At 64.7% G+C, this 19,523-nt stretch carries 14 protein-coding genes; 2 read left to right on the forward strand and 12 right to left on the reverse strand.

Translation table 11 applies throughout. The features are described 5' to 3' along the window. Positions 1 to 66: 66 nt before the first annotated feature. The 12 genes from hutI to ada all read right to left on the reverse strand — a co-directional run bounded on the left by hutI (position 67) and on the right by ada (position 14,765). On the reverse strand, positions 67 to 1,293 hold the full coding sequence (gene hutI, locus MRBLMS1_RS21090; RefSeq protein WP_485881648.1) for an imidazolonepropionase: 1,227 nt from the start codon (positions 1,291 to 1,293) through the stop codon (positions 67 to 69). 12 nt (positions 1,294 to 1,305) lie between these two features. Continuing rightward, positions 1,306 to 1,881: a HutD/Ves family protein gene (locus tag MRBLMS1_RS21095; protein ID WP_485881650.1), complete on the reverse strand. Its 576-nt coding sequence runs from the start codon at positions 1,879 to 1,881 to the stop codon at positions 1,306 to 1,308. Beyond that, positions 1,881 to 3,257, reverse strand: coding sequence for a formimidoylglutamate deiminase (locus tag MRBLMS1_RS21100; RefSeq protein WP_485881652.1), 1,377 nt, complete (start codon positions 3,255 to 3,257; stop codon positions 1,881 to 1,883). Before MRBLMS1_RS21100 ends, MRBLMS1_RS21095 begins: the two co-directional genes overlap by 1 nt. Further along, complete coding sequence (hutG, locus tag MRBLMS1_RS21105) at positions 3,242 to 4,030, reverse strand: N-formylglutamate deformylase (protein WP_485881654.1); 789 nt, start codon at positions 4,028 to 4,030, stop codon at positions 3,242 to 3,244. The genes MRBLMS1_RS21100 and hutG overlap by 16 nt, the downstream gene beginning before the upstream one ends. Before the next feature lie 20 nt (positions 4,031 to 4,050). Next, complete coding sequence (gene hutH / locus MRBLMS1_RS21110; RefSeq protein ID WP_485881656.1) at positions 4,051 to 5,610, reverse strand: histidine ammonia-lyase; 1,560 nt, start codon at positions 5,608 to 5,610, stop codon at positions 4,051 to 4,053. Positions 5,611 to 5,618: 8 nt separating this feature from the next. Beyond that, positions 5,619 to 7,328: a urocanate hydratase gene (gene hutU, locus MRBLMS1_RS21115; RefSeq protein WP_128141824.1), complete on the reverse strand. Its 1,710-nt coding sequence runs from the start codon at positions 7,326 to 7,328 to the stop codon at positions 5,619 to 5,621. Positions 7,329 to 7,434: 106 nt separating this feature from the next. After that, complete coding sequence (locus MRBLMS1_RS21120) at positions 7,435 to 9,114, reverse strand: amidohydrolase (RefSeq protein ID WP_485881659.1); 1,680 nt, start codon at positions 9,112 to 9,114, stop codon at positions 7,435 to 7,437. Between the two features lie 52 nt (positions 9,115 to 9,166). Beyond that, positions 9,167 to 9,793, reverse strand: coding sequence for a GNAT family N-acetyltransferase (locus tag MRBLMS1_RS21125; protein ID WP_485881661.1), 627 nt, complete (start codon positions 9,791 to 9,793; stop codon positions 9,167 to 9,169). Positions 9,794 to 10,028: 235 nt separating this feature from the next. Then, positions 10,029 to 10,697, reverse strand: a complete 669-nt coding sequence (locus tag MRBLMS1_RS21130; protein ID WP_485881663.1) for a DUF2971 domain-containing protein — start codon at positions 10,695 to 10,697, stop codon at positions 10,029 to 10,031. 595 nt (positions 10,698 to 11,292) lie between these two features. Next, a complete protein-coding gene (locus MRBLMS1_RS21135; protein ID WP_485881665.1) occupies positions 11,293 to 12,948 on the reverse strand; it encodes a mechanosensitive ion channel family protein in 1,656 nt (551 codons plus the stop codon). A 75-nt stretch (positions 12,949 to 13,023) separates the two neighbouring features. Further along, positions 13,024 to 13,713 (reverse strand): 2OG-Fe(II) oxygenase, encoded by a 690-nt coding sequence (locus MRBLMS1_RS21140; RefSeq protein WP_485881667.1) that lies wholly within the window; start codon positions 13,711 to 13,713, stop codon positions 13,024 to 13,026. Next, entirely contained in the window at positions 13,710 to 14,765 is a 1,056-nt protein-coding gene (ada, locus tag MRBLMS1_RS21145) for a bifunctional DNA-binding transcriptional regulator/O6-methylguanine-DNA methyltransferase Ada (protein WP_485881669.1), read from the reverse strand. Before ada ends, MRBLMS1_RS21140 begins: the two co-directional genes overlap by 4 nt. A gap of 228 nt (positions 14,766 to 14,993) precedes the next feature. Between ada and hutC the strand changes: the two genes are divergently transcribed. Next, positions 14,994 to 15,713, forward strand: a complete 720-nt coding sequence (hutC, locus tag MRBLMS1_RS21150) for a histidine utilization transcriptional repressor HutC (protein ID WP_034746253.1) — start codon at positions 14,994 to 14,996, stop codon at positions 15,711 to 15,713. Between the two features lie 464 nt (positions 15,714 to 16,177). Beyond that, positions 16,178 to 19,501, forward strand: a complete 3,324-nt coding sequence (locus MRBLMS1_RS21155) for a PAS domain S-box protein (RefSeq protein WP_139090662.1) — start codon at positions 16,178 to 16,180, stop codon at positions 19,499 to 19,501. Positions 19,502 to 19,523: the final 22 nt, after the last annotated feature.

Below are 19,523 nucleotides of genomic sequence, written 5' to 3' on the forward strand. Positions count from 1 at the left end.
TGCGGCGGCAAAAACAAGCAACAACAACAGGTAAACAACACGCACGCGGCGCTCCAGGACGGATGATCAATCCGGCAAGCTTACCACCGGCGCGCGCCAGACACCGCCATGCACCACGCCCGCGCACGGGTTCAGGCCCAGCGCATACGCCAGGTCTGCCGGGCGCGCGATGCGCCACAGGGCGAAATCGGCGCGCTTGCCCACCACCAGGCTGCCCGTCCGATCCTGCAAACCCAGCGCGCGCGCCGCATGGATCGTGCAGCCGGCCAGCGCTTCCTGCGGCGTCAGCCGCCACAGGGTGCACGCCATGTTCATCGCCAGCAGCAAGGACGTCATCGGCGACGTGCCCGGGTTGCAATCGGTGGACACGGCCATCGGCACGCCAGCCGCGCGCAATGCCGCGACAGGCGGCGGCTGCGTCTCACGCAAAAAGTAATACGCGCCCGGCAGCAGCACGGCCACCGTGCCGTGTTGCGCCATGGCGGCGACGCCCTCTTCCGACAGGAATTCCAAGTGATCGGCCGACAGGCCATCGTAACGGGCCACCAGCGCCGCGCCGCCCAGGTCCGACAGCTGCTCCGCATGCAATTTGACGGGTAGCCCCAGCGCCCGTGCCGCGTCAAACATGCGCTGCGTTTGCGCCGGCGTAAAGCCGATGCGTTCGCAAAACGCGTCGACGGCGTCGACCAGTCCATCGTTCGCCAACTGGGGCAGCATCCGCGCGCACAGCAGCTCGATATAGGCGTCGGGGCGGCCCGCATATTCGGGTGGCAGCGCGTGCGCGCCGAGGAAGGTGGTGCGCACAGTGAGCGGCAGCTGTTCCCCTATCCTGCGCGCCACACGCAGCATCTTCGCCTCGCTATCCGCGTCAAGACCGTAGCCGGACTTGATCTCCAGGGTCGTCACGCCCTCGGCCAGCAGCGCCAGCACGCGGGGCAAGCTTTGCCGCAGCAATTCGTCGTCGCTGGCCGCGCGCGTGGCGCGCACGGTGGACATGATGCCGCCGCCGGCGCGGCTGATGTCTTCATAGCTGGCGCCATTCAGGCGCGCCTCGAATTCGTCGCTGCGATTGCCCGCGTGGACGATGTGCGTGTGGCAGTCGATCAGGCCGGGCGTCAGCCAGCAGCCCTGGCCGTCGTGCAGCGCCGCGCCGCTGGCCGGCAGCTCGTCGCCGGGGCCGAACCACGCGATGCGGCCATCCTTGACGGCGATAGCCGCGTCCAGCAGTTCGCCATAGCCGTGCTCCATGGTAGCCAGGTGAACGTTGTGGATGACCATATCCCAGTCTTGCATGTGTTTGCCCTCCTAGATGAACAGGTCGACACGGAACACGGCCGTGCGCTGCAAGGCGTCGAGCCGCCAGTCCGGCGCATCGTCGGCGTCGAGCAGCAGCGCGTCATGACGGGACAGCGCGAACTGCTGCTCGCCACCGCGTGCCAGCACGTGGCCTTCGCCGGCGACGAACAGCAGGGTCGCCGCGCTGCGCCGCGCCAGCTTGCCCGGCGCCGTGATTTTTTCCAGCTGATGGCGGCAGCGGTCGCGCCGCGTCATCACATTGAAATCCGTCGTCGGCCCCTTGACCTGCGCAACCACGGCCGCTTCGCCGGGAAACCACAGCATCGGTTGCGCCGCGCTCAAGGTCACCTTGCGCGCGCCGTCGAGCGTCAGTTGCACGCTGTCGCCATCGACCAGCATCAGGCTGCGGTCGATGCCGGGAAAGCTGGAAAATGGCCCACTGGCCGTGATCGTCGCCAGGCTGATGCGCCAGTCGAAATCGTCGAAGCCGGCACCCGGGGGAGCAATCGCGATTTCCGTCGTGCTGCCGCCGCCGTTTTTCCACGGCGCGGCGCGCAGGTATTCCTGCGGGATGAAGGTTGCCATCAGAGTGCCCTCAGTTGCGCCAGCGTGCGCTTGTAGGCGGTGGCGATGGCGTCCTGCGCCACGTGGCGCCCATCGCGCACCTGCCACTGGCCGCCGCACAGCACGTCGCGCACCAGATTGTCGTTGCCGCAGAAAAGTACGCTGCCCAGCACATCGGCGATGGCCACGCCGCACAGGTTCACATGCGCGTCGTCGAGCACCAGCAAGTCGGCACGGCAGCCCGGCGCCAGGGCACCGAGCTTGCGCCCGGCCGCCTGCGCGCCGCCCTGCAAGGCCGTTTGCCACAGGTAGTCGCCCACATGGCGTTCTTCGGGCGTAGCGGCCACATTGCGCTGCTGGCGCTGCAAGCGCTGGCCATATTCGAGCCAGCGCAATTCCTCCACCGGCGACTGGGACACGTGGCTGTCGCTGCCGACGCCGAAACGCCCGCCGGCGGCGACGAATTCGGCCAGCGGAAACAGGCCGTCGCCCAGGTTCGCTTCCGTCGTCGGGCACAGGCCTGCCACGGCGCCGCTGGCCGCCATCAACGCCACTTCATCGGGCTGCACATGCGTGGCATGCACGAGGCACCAGCGCGCATCGACGTCGATCTGATCGTACAAATACTGCACCGGGCGCAGGCCGGTGACATCGAGACTCTGGCGCACTTCGCCCTGCTGCTCGGCGATATGGATGTGGATGGGGCGGTCCGCGGGCAGCGCTTGCGCCACTTCACGTATCTGCGCCACGCCGGCCGCGCGCAGGGAATGGGGCGCAAAGCCCACCTCCACCTGCCCGCCACGCTGCGGCGCCAGCGCTTCGACGATGCGCAAGACATCGTCCGCACCGGTGCGAAAGCGCGCCTGCTCGGGTTTCAACGGTTGTTCGCCAAAACCCGCATGGCTGTACAGCACGGGCAGCATGGTCACGCCGATGCCGCTGAGGCGCGCCGCGGCCAGCACCCGTTCGGCCGTTTCGGCGGGACGCGCATACAGCGCGCCGGCCGCATCGCGCTGCAGGTAGTGAAATTCGCAGACAGCCGTGTAGCCATGGCGCAGGCATTCGGCAAACAGCTGCGCGGCGATGCTTTCCATCTGCTGCGGCGTGATGTGGTGCGCGAAACGGTACATCAGCTCGCGCCAGGTCCAGAAGCTGTCAGGGCCATCACCGGCGACTTCCGTCATGCCGCCCAGCGCCCGCTGGAACGCGTGCGAATGCAGGTTGACCATGCCGGGCAAGACGTATTCGGCCACTTCCGCGCCGGGCGGCGGCGCGGCGTTGTCCGCCACCACCGTCAGATCGCCGGCCGCGTCCCACTCCAGCAGCACGTCGCGGCGCCAGCCTTGCGGCAGCAGCGCGTGGCGCGCAAACAAGCAGCCGCTCAACGCGCCACCCATGCCACGGCCGCTTCCATCATCTGGCGCAGCAGCGGCTGTACCTGTGCCGCCAGGTCGGGCCGGTAGCCGAAAGGCGCCGTCTCGTCCATGTACAGACACTGGCACATCTCCAGCTGGATCGCATGCACGCGGCTTGCCGGCTGGCCGTAATGGCGCGTGATATGCCCGCCCTTGAAGCGGCCATTCAAGGCCACGGTAAATGTATCCTGCGCGCGCGCGATATCGACCACGGCGGACGTCAGGCCGCCATCGCAGCTGGCGCCATCGGCCGTGCCGAAGTTCAGGTCGGGCAGCTTGCCGTCAAAGAAGCGCGGCACATGCGAGGCGATGGAATGGGCGTCCCACAGCACCACGGCGCCATGCACGCGCAGCAGACGGTCCAGTTCCGCGCGCAGCTGCGCATGGTACGGCGCCCAGTAGCGCCGCAGCCGGCGCTGCACATCGGCCGCATCGGGCTCCTTGCCGGCCAGGTACAGCGGCTCGCGGTGGAAGGTATCGCTGGGCAGCAAACCCGTCGTATCCTGGCCTGGATACAGATTCGTGTCCTCCTGCGGGCGATTCAAGTCGATGGTGTAGCGCGACCAGCGCGCCGACAGCACGGACGCATCCATCTCCTGCAAAAAGCCATACAGTTCGCGCAGATGCCAGTCCGTATCGGCCTTGATCAAGGCCTGCGGCGTCATGCGCGCGGCGATATCGTCCGGTATGTCGGTGCCCACATGGGGCATCGACACGAGCAGCGGAATGCTGCCTTCGTTGAAGCGGAAATCCATGCTTGTCTCCTTGCGCCCGCTCAGGCGTACAGCGGGGCGAACAAATTCTTGCACGTGCTGCTCAACTCACCATGCAGCACCATCTGCTTGGCCGCCTCGATATCGGGCGCGAAGAAACGGTCGGCGTCGAAGAACGGCACTTTCTGGCGCAACTGATGATGCACATGCTCGAGGTGCGGCGAGGTTTTCAGCGGGCGGTGGAAATCGATGCCCTGCGCAGCGGCCAGCAGCTCGATGCCGACGATGACGGCCGTGTTGTGCGCCATGTCGTCCAGGCGGCGCCCGGCGAACGTGGCCATGCTCACGTGGTCTTCCTGGTTGGCGGAAGTGGGCAGGCTGTCGACGCTGGCCGGATGGGCGAGCGACTTGTTTTCCGACGCCAGCGCGGCCGCCGTCACGTGGGCGATCATGAAGCCGGAATTGACGCCCGGGTCGCGCACGAGAAATGGCGGCAAGCCGGAAAGCGTGGCGTCGATCAGCAGCGCGATGCGGCGCTCGGCCAGCGCGCCGATTTCAGCAATCGCCAGCGCCAGCGTGTCGGCCGCAAAAGCCACCGGCTCGGCGTGGAAATTCCCACCGGAGACGATCTCCGCCTGCCCGTTCAGGCCATTCTGGAAGATCAGCGGATTGTCCGTGACGGCATTGGCTTCGATCAGCAGGGTGCGGCCGACGTTGCCGATCAGGTCCAGGCAGGCGCCCATGACTTGCGGCTGGCAGCGCAGGCTGTACGGATCCTGCACGCGCTCGTCGCCTTCCAGGTGCGAGGCGCGGATGGCGCTGTGCGCCACCAGCTGGCGGTACATCTGCGCGGCCAGGATCTGCCCCGGCTGCCCGCGCACGGCATGCACGCGCGCGTCGAACGGCGAGTCGCTGCCCTTGGCCGCGTCGAGCGACAGCGCCCCCGTGACCATGGCCGCTTCCAGCAGGCGCTCGGCCATGAACAGGCCATGCAGCGCCAGCGCGTTCGACACTTGCGTGCCGTTGATCAGCGCCAGGCCCTCTTTCGCCGCCAGCACGACGGGCGCGATGCCCGCCTGCGCCAGCGCTTCGGGCGCCGCCATCAATTCGCCGTTGACGCGCACCTCGCCCACGCCCAGCATGGCCAGGGTCATGTGCGACAGCGGTGCCAGGTCGCCCGAGGCGCCGACGGAACCCTTGGCGGGAATGGCCGGCATGATGCCCGCGTTGTACAGCGCGATCAGGGTGTCGACGATCAGCGGGCGCACGCCGGAAAAGCCGCGTGCCAGGCTGCCGATCTTCATCAGCATGATCAGGCGCACGACGGCGTCCGACAGCAGTTCGCCCGTGCCGACCGAGTGCGACAGGATCAGGTTGCGCTGCAATTGCTCGAGCTTTTCATCGGGGATGCGCGTCTTGGCCAGCAGGCCGAAACCCGTGTTGATGCCGTAGGCCGCATCACCCTTGGCGACGATGGCTTGCACGGCGGCGGCCGACGCTTCGATGACGGGATAGGCCTCGGCGGCGAGGATCAGTTTCGCGGGTGCGGCCCAGACGGCGCGCAGGTCGCCCAGGGTCATCGCGCCCGGTTTCAGGGTCCAACTTTTGGAGTGCTGTGTCATGTTTGCTTTCACTTCGTATTAAGCATCGGCAGGTTCAGATTGTTACGCTTGGCGCAGGCGGCCGCTGTTTCGTAGCCGGCATCGGCATGGCGCATCACGCCCGAGCCGCTGTCGTTGACCAGCACTCTAGCCAGGCGTTTCGCCGCCGCTTCACTGCCATCGGCCACGATGACCATGCCCGCATGCTGAGAATACCCCATTCCCACGCCGCCGCCATGGTGCAGCGAGACCCAGGTGGCGCCGCCGGCCGTGTTCAGCATGGCGTTCAGCAGCGGCCAGTCTGAGACGGCGTCCGTGCCATCCTTCATGCTTTCCGTCTCGCGGTTCGGGCTGGCCACGGAACCCGTATCGAGGTGGTCGCGGCCGATGACGATGGGGGCCTTCAGCTCGCCCGTGCGCACCATCTCGTTGAAGGCCAGGCCGGCGATGTGGCGCTCGCCCAGCCCCAGCCAGCAGATGCGCGCCGGCAGGCCCTGGAAGGCGATGCGCTCGCGTGCCATGTCCAGCCAGTGGTGCACCTGCTTGTGGTGCGGGAACAGTTCCTTGATCTTCGCATCCGTTTTATAGATGTCTTCCGGGTCGCCCGACAACGCCACCCAGCGGAACGGCCCGCGCCCTTCGCAAAATTGCGGGCGAATGTAGGCGGGCACGAAGCCGGGGAAGTCGAAGGCGTTCTGCACGCCCTGGTCGAACGCCACTTGGCGGATGTTGTTGCCGTAGTCGACCGTGTGCACGCCCATGGCGTGGAAATCGAGCATGGCTTGCACGTGGGCGGCGCAGGAGTCGGCGGCGGCCACCGTCAGGCGCGCATGGCGCTGCGGGTCCTGCTGCGCCGCCTTCCAGTCCGATACGCTCCAGCCGCGCGGCAGATAGCCGTTGACCAGGTCATGCGCGGACGTCTGGTCCGTCACCAGGTCCGGCACCAGGCCGCCCGCTTTCGCGCGGCGCACCAGTTCCGGCAGCACTTCGGCCGCGTTGCCCAAGAGGCCTATGGAAATCGCTTCCTTGCGTTCGGTATGGTATTTGACCAGTTCCAGCGCTTCATCCAGGCTGGCCGCCTGCTTGTCCAGGTAGCGCGTGCGCAGACGGAAGTCGATGCTGCTTTGCTGGCATTCGATATTGAGCGAGACGGCGCCCGCCATCGTGGCGGCCAGCGGCTGTGCGCCGCCCATGCCGCCCAGGCCCGCCGTCAGGATCCAGCGCCCGCCCCAGTCGCCGCCGAAATGCTGGCGGCCCGCCTCGGCGAAGGTTTCATACGTGCCTTGCACGATGCCCTGCGTGCCGATATAGATCCAGCTGCCGGCCGTCATCTGGCCGTACATGAACAGGCCTTGCCGATCGAGTTCGTTGAAGTGTTCCCAGTTCGCCCATTTCGGCACCAGGTTGGAATTGGCGATCAGCACGCGCGGCGCATCAGCGTGAGTCTGGAACACGCCCACCGGCTTGCCGGACTGGATCAGCAAGGTCTGGTCGTCTTCCAGTTCGCGCAAGGACGCGAGGATCTGGTCGAAACAGGCCCAGTTGCGGGCAGCGCGGCCGATGCCGCCGTAGACGACCAGATGCTGCGGATTTTCCGCCACTTCCGGGTCCAGGTTGTTTTGCAACATGCGGTAGGCCGCTTCGGCCTGCCAACTCTTGCAAGCCATGACCGTGCCGCGCGGGGCGCGGATGGTACGGCTGGCATCAAAGCGTGGATCGGTGTCCATTGTGCTGTTCATGCTGTCTCCTCGTAGGGTGCGAGCGGACATGCGTGGTCCGCTCTGGTGCTCCCAGCATAGGTTGTCTATACAACCAAGTCAACAGGTTTTTGCAAGTGAAAACAGGCTATTTTTTCTCGAACACGCGCTTGCCCGCCACCCACGTCTGCAGCACTTGCGTCTTGCCGATGGCCGCTGGCGCCACGGTGAACAGGTCCTGGTCGACGACGATGAAGTCCGCCCATTTTCCCGCTTCCAGCGTGCCGATGACTTTTTCCTGGTGCGCCGCCCAGGCCGCGTCCAAGGTAAAGCAGCGCAACGCTTCCGTCACCGTCATGGCTTGCTGCGGGTACCAGCCGCCGGCCGGGAAACCCTCGCTGTTCTGCCGCGTGACGGCCGCGTGGATACCCTCGAACGGGTTCGGCGACTCGATGGGGAAGTCGGAGCCGCAGGCGATGCGCGAACCCTGTTTGAGGAAGGTGCGCCACGCATACGCGCCCTTGATGCGTTCGTGCCCCACGCGCTGCTCCGCCATGTTCTGGTCCGAGGTGGCGTGCGTCGGCTGCATCGAAGGGACGATGCCCAGCGCCTTGAAACGGGGGATGTCGCTCAGTTTCACCACCTGCGCGTGTTCCATGCGGTGGCGCAGGCCCACGCTGCGGTATTGCGCGGTCAAGGCTGCGTAGCCGTCGAGGATTTGATGGTTGCCAGCGTCGCCAATGGCATGCACGTTCACCTGATAGCCGGCGCGCATGGCTTTTTCCATCTTTGCGCGCATGGCGTCATCTTTAAAGAACAACAGGCCGCTGGTAGTCGGATCGTCGCTGTACGGCGCCAGCAAAGCCGCGCCGCGGCTGCCCAGGGCGCCGTCGGACAGCAGTTTCACGGCGCGCAAGGCGTACATGTCGCGCGCATAGCTGGTCAAGGGACCATTTTTCGACAGCGCGTCGAAGTCTTCCGTCGTATCGGCAATCATGCCGTACACGCGCACCGTCAGCTTGCCGTGGTCCGCATAGTCGCGGAACAGCCGGTCCTGCATCTGGCCGATGCCCGCATCGTGCACGCTGGTCAGCCCCACTTGCGACAGCTGCGCCAGCGCGCCATCGAGGGCGGCGCGGTTTTCCACGTCGCCCGGCTTGGGCAGCACGGCATCCATCAAGTCCATGGCACTGTCGACCAGCACGCCGGTGGCGTTGCCCTGTGCGTCGCGTTCGATCTTGCCGCCGGCAGGATCCAGCGTATCGCGCGTGATGCCGGCCAGCGCCAGCGCGCGGCTGTTGGCCCAACCCGCGTGGCCATCGACCCGGCGCAGCCACACGGGCCGCGCGCTTTCCGCCGCATCGAGTTCCGCCGCCGTGGGGAAGCGCCCCAGCTTCCAGATTTCCTGGTTCCAGCCATTGCCGACGACCCAGCTGCGCTCCGGGTGCGCGCGCGCGAAGTCGCCCACGGCCTGCACGGCGGCCGGCAGCGAGGACGAACCGTACAACATCACGCCACTGGCGATGGTCCCCAGACCGAACACGTGGCCGTGCGCATCGATCAGGCCCGGCAGCACGGTTTTTCCCTGCACGTCGACGTGCAGGGCGCCCTTGGCCGCCTTGCGTTTCACCTGCGCGGCGCTGCCGACGGCGAGCAGTTTTCCAGCGTCGTCAAAGGCCAGCGCCGTGAAGCGCACCACCTTGCCGTTTGCATCGAGCGTGTAGCCGTTGGCGTTATCGATGACGGTATCGGCGTGGGCGTAAACGTGGGTCAGGGCGCCCAGGCAGGCGAGAACGAGCAAGGTACGGCGCGGGATCGGCATTTCCATCTCCAAGTCTTGAATGAAAAGACGAGTGTATAGAAATTGGCAAAATGGTCAATCAGGCAGCGTGAGGTTCCCGTACCATCAGCCAGTAATCGCAGCCCGTGACGGCTTCCCCATACCGCCCCGCCACCACGAAGCCCAGGCGGGCATAGAACGGCAGGCTGCGTTCGTTGTACGTCTCCAGGAAGCACGCGGCACCGGCCGCATCGACGGCCGCCAGGCCAGGCGCCAGCACGGATGCGCCCAGCCCCCGGCCCTGTGCGGCGGGATCGATGCCGGCGATCGACAGATACCACGCATCCTGCAGACCATGCGGCGCCAGCGCATGTTCCATATTCTCGACGATGGCCGTGAAATGGGCGAAGCCGCACTCCCCCAGCAGCGCGCGCAACGCTGCTTCGCGCTGCGCATACGCGGCCTGGCGCAGTGGCACCGGCGTGTCCGTCGTCCAGATGGCAGCGCCATTGCCCGCTTCATTGCACACCTCGTCAGCCAGGTCGACGCGGCCCGCCTGCTCACCCTCGGCCAGCGCCAGCGCGAAGTACGCTTCCAGCATGGCCAGACGCGCCGTTTCGTCCTCGCCGCACGCCACCGTGACGGTGCGGTAAAACGGGTCGCCGATCAGGGCGGCGGCCAGGCTGTGGGCGGTGCGGGAGGTTTCGGCGGGCGATGGGCTGGACATGGTTCTCTTTCTTTTTGTGGAAACGCCCGGCATCTTAGCGCAAGCGCGCAGGCCTTGCGCCCAGTCAATATCGGCAAGGCTCCGCTGGCCTACGCTGGCGTTTTATCGCGGAGTCCCCATGGCCAGCCACCATGTCATCAGCACCACCGCATGCGACGTGTTCTTCAAGCTCGTGGCCCACCAGAAGAAAAGCCTGGGCGCGCGCTTCATGAGATCTACCTCGAAGCTATCTGCCTTATTTGTCGCCCTCCGGCATCACGACTACAGCTGGAACGTCATTTTTCTGCACGATTGTGAACGTCTTGAACGCTGGCCGGGACTGGATGATCGTGACGAACTTGTCCACTTTACCGACATATTTTCGAAATGACTCAACTGTAGCGTCACATCGTGATCCCACAATGATTTCCCTAAGAACAAACGTTTCACTAAACGGTAGATAAAAACTTCCATTGATAGGATCTGGTTCTTTCAACTCTCCAAGAAGCCGCCACTCTTCTTCGTAAGACCAACCTTTTGCCTTTGTAGTCGAAAGTCCCTTCATCATGTCAAACGTGACGCCGCCGTGCGGGTCGTTGGGGACCAAGATGTGAGTCGTCCGTTCTTCGGTGTATGTGATCTGAGTTGGCATGTCCTCATCCGTCACATCAAATCCCAAACATACGCCCTGATGATTCTGGGTATAGTGTGCCCACATAAGCGGGCTTTTCCAGTGTTCGACCATACATAGGAGGCCTACGTTTTTGATGTAGTGTTCGAGCACCTTTTTAAAAATGTATCGTCCATCACGCCCTTCAAACTTTATGCTTTTCAACTCGAAAGGATCGTTGAGATTATCGAATCGTGAAAACCGCATACGGCGTTCTGGCAAAATGTAGTCAACGGCGTTTTTAAGGGTAGTCATGTGGTAAAGGCGCATAAAACTCCATAGCAGCAACACCTGGCAAGGGTATTAGGCAAATCTACTTCGAGCTGCCTTTTAGTTTTCCATACATTACCCAGTTACCCACATAGAAGAGGAAAAACGATGTGAGCGGTAGTCCGAGTGCCAGCCGTAAGGCTAGATACGTATCTTCCAAACGGCTCGCCCGAATAGGAATTAGTCGGTCGATGGTTTCGCGTGAATCTCTCATGCTTCCGCATAGGATAGGTTTTTGAAAATCGGGTTCATTCGGATCGAGGCACTGACGGCCCATCTCAATCGAATTTTTCGCTTCGGACGCAATGTATTCTGAAAGCTTTTGATATTGGTAGTAGCTATATCCCGACCAAACGCCAAAGCCAACAAGTGATGTTAGAGCGATTGTTATAGCCAGCCGTTTAAGTCGTTGACGTATCATAATCTTCAGTTGGCTACAGGAATAACAGCGTGAAAAGTTTATCATTATTGCACGTGCGAAGAGCCTAAAGCGCGCCCAAGGGAAAACCACAATAGCGCGTGTGGATTTCCCCCATCACGATCAGACCACTGCTGGCCTTCAAGGCTTGGGCGGAGCCAATTAAATCGATTCTTCCCCCCGCTTCGCCGGCGCCCTGAACCACTCCTCCGGCGGCACCACCTGCGACTCTTTCGGGTCATCGATGTAATGCGGCGAGGTAATCTGCACGTCGAACTCGTTGAAGACGTCGATGATGTTCTGGTGCAATCGGTTCAGCACTTCGGCGCGCTGGCGGGGGACTTCGGCGCTGGCGTAGGCGACGAGGCGGTATTGCACATAATAGTCTTGCAGGGCCAGCTGCATCACGTACGGTTTCGGCGAAGTGGACAGTTCCGGCGTGCGCGACGCGGCCAGTTCCAGCATGGCGTGCACTTGCCGCCACGGCGTCGCGTAGCCGATGGTGACGGTGGAGTCGAGCACGAAGCCGCCGCCGGGCTGGGCGCGCGAATAGTTCTTTGTCGTTTGCGACATCACCCACGCGTTCGGCAAGGCAACTTCCTCGCCCAGGCCCGTGCGCAAGCGCGTCTCGAACATGCCCACGTCGACCACCGTGCCCTCGCTGTCGCCCACGCGCACATATTCCCCCTTGCGCAGGGCGCGCGTGTACATCAGGATCAGGCCGCTGGCGCCCTGGCCCACGATGCTCGACGCGCCGATCGACACCATCAGGCCGACCAGCACGGACAGGCCCTGGAAGGCGGCCGTGTGCGAGCCGGGCAGATATGGATACGCCATGGCCAGCGCGAACAGCCAGATCACCACGCTGGCGATGCGGCGCGTCGGCAGGGCCGTGTCCTTGTCCAGCCAGCCGATTTGCAGTTCGCCGCTTTCCACGCGCTTGAACAGCGAGGCGGCCGTGGCGGCGATCAGGCGCGCGATGGCAAAGATCACGCAGACCAGCACCAGCCCCGGCAAGGCGCCGATGATGGCGTGGAAGACGTCGGCGGCCACGTCGAACAGATAGCCGCTCAGGCTTTCGCCCCAGGAGCGCGTGTAGGGCAAGCGGCCCAGCACGAAGGCGGCCCACAGATACGTGGCCATCAGGCGCAAGCCCCACAGCACGGCGCTCAGCAGCTGATACGCGAAGGCGATGTAGTGCTCGGCGTCGAGCACGCGCACGTTTTTCAGGCGCACGTCGCGCAGGCGCGAAGCCAGCAGGATGCCGCTGCGGCGCTTGGCCCAGCGGTAAAAGCGCGTCAAGCCCATCCACACGAGCCAGAATACGAGGGTGGCGGCCGCGCACACGGCGGCGGCGATCGCCAGGTAGCGCCAGCTGCTCTGCTCGCGATAGTCAAACACAGCCTTGCTCAACTCGGCGGCCGCCGCTTTCGCCACGCTTTCCGTCGTGTCGCCCGCCAGCAGGTTGACGTCGCCGGGCACGACGACGAACAGCTGCACGCCATCGAGCAGCACTTGCGTGCCTTCGGGAATCATGCGCGTGCTCGCCTGCAAGGGACCGTTTTTCGCCAGCACGCTTTCCAGACGGCGCTGCGCTCCAATGGCCCGCTCATCGGGCGGATAGCCGGCCAGCGCGGCGCGGAAGACAAATACCTTGCGATTGGCGAACATCAGCGGCGCCGTCCTGGCCGCCGCAAGCTGCGATGGCGCCACGACGGTCCCGGCCTCCGCAACGAGCGCGGGCACGCCATCGTCCGCATGGGCTGCGGGCAGCAGGAAAATGGTCAACAGGCACAACAGGCGGAGCAACGCGGACATGGCGGAAATGAAAGAGTGACAAGGAGTAGCCATCATGCCATGTAATCCTGGAAACTCAAGGATCACACGTACTGCTCAGCTCGCATCATGGAAAATGATGCCCAGGGTGTGACGCAAGCCCGAACGCAGGCGCGACACGCCGTGGCGCATGTTGACGCGGTAAGTGCCCCGCGTGCCGTTCACGGGGCGCAGCGCGACGGGAAAGAGGACGGCGTCGCCTTGCGCCAGCGGCACGACCTCGGCGCGCGACTGCATGCGCGGGCGCTGCTCCGTCAGCACGAACTCGCCACCCGTGAAATCGTCTTGCGGGCGCGACAGCAGCACGGCCAGCTGCAGCGGAAACACGTGCTCGCCATACAGATCCTGGTGCAGACAGTTGTAATCGCCTTCGCGGTAGCGCAGCAGCAGAGGCGTGGGCCGGGTTTGCCCGGCCGCATGGCAGCGCGCGAGGAAATCGGCGTGGCTGGCTGGAAAGCGCGTCCCGATGCCCATGGCGGCGTGCCAGCGGTTGGCAATCGCCGCCAAGGGGGAATACAAGCCCGTGCGCAAGGCAGCCACGATATCGGGCAGCGGATGCGCCCAATACTGGTACTCGCCCTGGCCAAAACCGTGGCGCTGCATCACGACCTTGCTGCGAAAGCGCGACGCGTCGTCGTACTGGGCCGCCAGCGCCGCGCACTGCGCGGGATTGAGCAAGCCCGGCACGACGGCGCAGCCATGCGCATTCAGCTCATCTTCGATCCGCTGCCAATCGAGCGCCCTCACCGCTCGCCCTCGCGCTCGAGCAGCGCCTGCTTGCGCTCCACGCCCCAGCGGTAGCCGGACAAGGCGCCATCGTTGCGCACCACCCGGTGGCAGGGGATGGCGACGGCCAGCGCATTGGCCGCGCAGGCACCGGCCACGGCGCGCGCGCCTTGCGGGGCGCCGATGCGCCGCGCCAGCTCGGCATAGCTGACCGTGCTGCCGGCGGGAATCTCGCGCAAGGCTTGCCACACGCGCTGCTGGAACACCGTGCCGCGCACGTCGAGCGGCAAGTCCAGTCCCAGGCCCGGCGCCTCGACCAGGCCGACGACCTGCGCCACCGTCTGTTCATAGTCGGCTTCCGCGCCGCGCAGTTCGGCTTGCGGGAAGCGGTCCTGCAAGTCGCGCAGCAGCACTTCCGGGTCGTCATCAATAAGAATCGCGCAAATGCCCTTGTCCGTGCTGGCCACGAGGATGGCGCCCAGCGAGCAGGCGCCGATGGCAAAGCGGATCACGGCGCCGCTGCCGCCGGCGCGAAACGCACCCGGCGTCATGCCCAGCAAGCCCGGCGTTGCCGCATACAGGCGGCCGCTGGAATTGAAGCCGGCCGCATACAAGGTTTCCGTGACGTTTGCCGCGCCCTGCAAGCCGGCCTTGAGGCGCTCGCCGCGCCGCGCCGCCGCGTACGCTTTCGGCGTGATGCCCGTGTGCGCCTTGAAGACGCGGTGGAAGTGAAAGCGGCTCATGCCGGCGGCCCTGGCAAGGCTGTCCAGGTCGGGCAGCTCGTCGCTGGCATCGATCAGCCGGCAGATGTCGGCCACGATGGCCGCCTGGCGCTGGGCCAGCGGCGGCAAATTCGGCTTGCAGCGCAAACAGGGGCGAAAGCCGGCCGCCTCCGCCTGCTCGCACGTGGCGTGGAAAGCCACGTTGCGGCGCAAGGCGGGACGCGCGGCGCAGGAAGGCCGGCAATACACGCCCGTCGTGCGTACCGAGTAATAAAAGACGCCGTCGGCATCAAGCGCGCGCCGCTGCAGGGCATCCCAGCGTTCATCGTCAGTCAGGTAAGCGTGTTCCATGGCGAACTCCGTGCAAGTCAATATTAAGAGCCTATCCCAGTAGATGAATACATCCCCTACTGGGATAGGCTCCAAGTCACCAGCATAGCCAGCACGCGCGCGCGCCACACTCCGGCGCTTGCTTTTGAATTCAAAAAAGGCTGGCGGCAGGCATCGTGCTCGGTGCTAAAATCGGCCATCGCGCCTCCAGCCGGCGGCGCGCCCTGCCCGCGCCTCGGAGAAACCGCATTGGACGATCACAACACACAAGAAAATACGCCCATTTTCCAGCGCATCAAGGATTTTCTGCTGGCCGGCATCGCCGCCGGACGCTGGAAGGAAGGCGACGTGATTCCATCCGAGCAAGCCCTCGTAAAACAATTCGGCGTCTCGCGCATGACGGTCAACCGCGCCGTGCGCGAACTGACCAGCGAACAGGTGCTGACCCGGCGCCAGGGTTCCGGCACTTATGTCGCGCAGCAAAAATACCAGGCGACCTTGTTGGAAATCAAGAGTATCGCCGATGAAGTGCGCGCGCGCGGCCATATCCACCGCAGCAGCTTGCAATTGCTGGAACGCACCAAGGCGTCCGACTTGCTGGCCAAGCAATTCGGCCTGCCGCCCGAGCACCCGCTGTTCCACTCGCTGATCGTGCATTTTGAAAACGGCGTGCCGATCCAGGTGGAAGACCGCTGGGTCAATCCCGAGTGCGCGCCAGACTACATGACGCAGGATTTTTCCAGCATCACGCCGAACGAATACCTGATGGCGGCCGCGCCCCTGCAAGGCGCCACCTACAGCATCGAAGCGCTGTCGGCGCCGCGCGACATCGCCGAAATGCTGGCCATCGACACGAAACAGCCATGCCTGGTGCTGCGCCGCCAGACGCGCTCGGGCGGCAAGATCGCCTCGATCGCCACCATGTGGCATCCCGGACACCGATATCAGTTCGCCGGCAGTTTCACTTAAGAACACCTGGAAAAACCTACTGCGCGTCGCGCTTTGCGGCCTGTGATGCTCGCTGTGCTTCAGCACAGCTGCGCTTCTTGGCCACAAGGGGGCGCCGAGCCTCGCTACCGCTCGCTACGGTTTTATCAGGTGTTCTACAGATCGCTGATTCCGTAGCACGATTTCGCGCCAACTTTCTCTCAGATTCTCACCAAATCGCGAAAAAAACAGCCATTCCGGGGCAAAAAAAATCCCGTTTTGGCCGTTTCTGAACTTAACTACTGCGAGCAAATATTCGATGCTATAGTTGCCGCCAGAAAGCGCCGCAGGCGTTTATTTGAGCGCGCATCATGCACTGTCAGCCCAGTTCCATCATGCCCCAGAAAGGGATGCATTTGTCGTATTGCAGCCACACGAGTTTCAGCGCATCACGCCCCCGGCGCCCTGCGCTGCACCGGCTCGCTCATACGATGCTGGCGGCAGGCATGGCGCTTTCGTTGCCGGTGCAGGCGGCGGTACACGGCATGGCGCCAACGGTGCTGTGGCCGTACGCTGCCGCCAGCGCCACCGCCCTGGCGGGAGTGGCTTGCTGGCAAGCATGGCGGCTGCGGCAACAGTTGCGCCGCCTGCTCCTGCCCGCGCACGCCCTGGCCGAACAGGATGCCGGGCAAGCCTTGCGCGGCGCGGCCCTGGCTGGCTGGACCTGGCGGCGCCAGTCCGGGCGGCTGCAGTTCGCGCCCCAGTACCAGGACGTGCTGGGCGACAAGAGCGCCAAACTCGACCATACACTGGACGAGTGGCTGGCCGAAGTGCACCGCGACGACCGCGCGCGCCTGAGCCTGGCATTTCGCCAGCATCTGGATGGCCAGGCACCCGGCACTTTCAATTGCGAATTCCGTTTGCGCCACAGCGACGGCCACTGGCGCTGGCTGCTGGCGCGCGGCGCCGTGCTGACACGCGCCTCGGATGGCGCCGCCACGCAGGCCAGCGGCATCATCTGCGATATCAGCGAACGCAAGCAGGACGAGCAATCGCGCATGCGCTCGATGCTGGAAGCGGCGCCCGAAGCCATGCTGGTGGCCGACGTCGAGGGCAAGGTGCATTACGCCAACCAGATCGGCGCGCGCTGCTTCGGCTATCCGCTGGCCGAATTGACGGGCATGTCGCTGGAGCAATTGGTACCGGAAAGCACGGCCAGCCATTCCGTGGGCGACCCGCAAGCGCGGCATAGCCTGCCGGGCCGGGTGATGATGGCGCGCCGCCGCGACGGCACGCATTTTCCGGCCAAGGTCAGCCTGTCGCCGCTGCGCATGGCCGGCCAGGTGTTTTCCATCGTCTCGCTGCGCGACATGACGCAGCGGCAACGCGCCGAGGAAGCGCTGCACGCGAGTTCGGAACGCTACCGCCTGATCGTGCAGACGGCCGCCGAAGGCATCTGGATGACGGGTGCGGACGGCAAGACCACCTTCGTCAATCCGAAGATGGCGCACATGCTCGGCTACACGGTGCAGGAAATGCTCGGCCGCCCCCTGCTCGACTTCATGGACCGCGACAGCCAGCTGCTGATGCAGCGCCGCCTGGCCAGCCACGGCAGCTTCGCCAGCCAGCCGGACCAGGTCGATTTCCGCTTCTTCCGCAAGGACCAGTCCAGCCTGTGGGGCTTGCTGTCGAGCACCAGCATCCAGTCGGACAACGGCGAGCCGGGCGGTACCCTGGCGATGATCACCGACATCACGGAACGGCGCCAGGCGTCGATCGCGCTGTCGAACTCGAGCCAGCGCATGGCGTCCGTCTTCGGCGCCGTGACGAATGGCCTCGTGGTGCAGGATAGCCACGGCCACATCCTGGAAAGCAACGCCGCCGCCGAACGCATGCTGGCGGCCAGTCCTGCCGGCAACAGCCTGTGGCAAGCCATCCACGAGGACGGTTCCCCCTTCGACCAGCGCAGCCATCCCGTGCACATCACCCTGTCGACGGGTGTCGCCATGCGCGACGTGCTGATGGGCGTGCAGCAGCCGGACGGCAGCCTGTCGTGGCTGTCCGTAAATACCGAGGCCATCCGCGATGAATACGGCAAGGTGGGCATGGTGGTGGCCAGCCTGACGGACATCACGTATCACAAGCGCAGCGAAAGCGCCTTGCGCGAACTCAATGAGCATCTGGAAGAACGCGTGGCGCAGCGCACCGAGCAGCTCGACCAGGCCAAGCAGGTGGCCGAAGAAGCGAGCCTGGCGAAGGGACAATTCCTGGCCAACATGAGTCATGAAATCCGCACGCCGATGAATGGCGTGATCGGCATGGCGTATCTGGCCCTGAAAACAGACCTGGAACCGCGCCAGCGCGATTATCTGGAAAAAATCCGTTTTGCCGGAGAACACTTGCTGGGCATCATAGACGACATCCTCGACATCTCGAAAATCGAGGCGGGCAAGCTGGAGATCGAGCGCGTCAACTTCAGTTTCGACCATGTCGTGCAAACCCTGATGACGGTGGTGGCGCCGCGCGCCGCCGGCAAGAACCTGGAATTGCTGTTTGAAATCGACCCGCAATTGCCGGCCGTGCTCGTGGGCGACCCGCTGCGCCTGGGGCAAGTGCTGATCAACTACGCCAATAACGCCATCAAGTTCAGCGAACAGGGCAGCATTACCGTGAAAGTGCGCAAGGTCGTGGCGGACGCGAAACACTGCCTGGTGCGCTTTGAAGTGTGCGACCACGGCATCGGCCTGTCGCAGGATGAAATGAGCAAGCTTTTCCAGTCCTTCCAGCAGGCGGACACGTCCACCACGCGCGAATATGGCGGCACGGGCCTGGGCCTGGCCATCTGCAAGCAGCTGGCGCAGCTGATGGGCGGCGACGTGGGTGTCGACAGCCGTCCCGGCGCCGGCAGCACCTTCTGGTTCACGGCCAACCTGGGCATTTCCGACCAGGCGGCACCGGCCATGCTCGACAGCATGGTGCAGACGGCGGCCGCCATGCGCGCCAGCGCCGACGCGGCCCTGGTGATGCGCACGCTCAAGCATGCGCGCATCCTGCTGGTGGAGGACAATACATTCAACCAGCAAGTGGCGCTGGAATTGCTGGAAGAAGCGGGCGCTTCCGTCTGCCTGGCCAACAATGGCGAGGAAGCGCTCGATTTGCTGCGCCAGACGCAGTTCGACTGCGTACTGATGGACGTGCAGATGCCGCTGATGGATGGCTTGCAAGCGACGCGCCACATCCGCGCCGACCCGCAGCTGGCGCATTTGCGCGTACTGGCCATGACGGCCACGGCCACGAGCGAAGACCGCGTGCGCTGCCTGGACGCGGGCATGGACGATTTCATTTCCAAGCCCATCCAGCCGGCCATGATGTACCAGACCATCGCCAGCTGGCTGCCGGCCCGCGAGACGCCGCCGCCACCGGCGCGCAGCCGTGCCGCGCCCGCCTTCAAGACCACCCTGGCCGGCGACCCGCAGGTGATCGACCTGTCCATCCTGGCAAAGTTGCTGGGCTACAACCCGGAAAAGGTGCGCAAGTTCGCCTTCAAGTTCCTGCAGACCACGCAAGATGGCTTTGGCGACATCGATGCGGCCCTGGCGCGCGGCGACGTGCACCAGGTGCGCGAACTGGGGCACCGCATCAAATCGTCGGCGCGCACCGTGGGCGCCCTGGGATTGGCCGAGCTGTGCCACAACCTGGAAACCCTGGCGCCGGGCGAACCGGCCGACGAGGCGGAGCGGGCACGGCGCATCGTCGCGCGCCTGTGGCCCCTGCTGGAACAGATTACCGAACAAATCATGAATAACACCAGCTTTGCCAATGACGATTAGCTACCGCCAAATGACGCTATGG

The sequence above is a fragment of the Massilia sp. LMS1-1-1.1 genome (genome assembly GCF_040815535.1).
GTDB lineage: Bacteria > Pseudomonadota > Gammaproteobacteria > Burkholderiales > Burkholderiaceae_D > Janthinobacterium > Janthinobacterium aestuarii.